Below are 422 nucleotides of genomic sequence, written 5' to 3' on the forward strand. Positions count from 1 at the left end.
CTGGCGGCGCGGGGTGACCTCGTCGTGGACGACCACGACCCGCGGATCACCGCGGCGATCGACGCCGGCGCCGGGAAGGCGGCGCTCCTGCGGGACGTGCCGCGCGAGGCGGTGGACTGGTCGTCGCCGCCCCCGGACGGCCGCCGGATCGTGCTGCGGTTCCACTCCTCGCCGGTCGAGTTCACCGGCGACACCGAGGTCCGGAGCGTGCTCACGTCCGGCGGCATCGAGATCCCGGCGGGCCGGGTGGTCCGGGCCGCGGGCTTCCGCGGCGCGCCGGTGCCCGGGCTGCCGTTCGACGGCGAAACCGGGACGGTGCCGAACGAATCGGGCCGGGTCGCGCCCGGGACGTACGTGGCGGGCTGGATCAAGCGCGGCCCGTCGGGCGGCATCGGGACGAACAAGGCGTGCGCCCGCGAGAC

The 422-nt window shown here is 77.0% G+C and carries 1 pseudogene; it reads left to right on the forward strand.

What is annotated here, in order from left to right:
• A pseudogene (locus tag G3I65_RS31020) lies at positions 1–422 on the forward strand (ferredoxin-NADP reductase); the annotation flags it as partial.

This window comes from Amycolatopsis sp. SID8362, assembly GCF_010550475.1.
In the GTDB taxonomy this organism is placed as follows: Bacteria; Actinomycetota; Actinomycetes; order Mycobacteriales; family Pseudonocardiaceae; genus Amycolatopsis; species Amycolatopsis eburnea.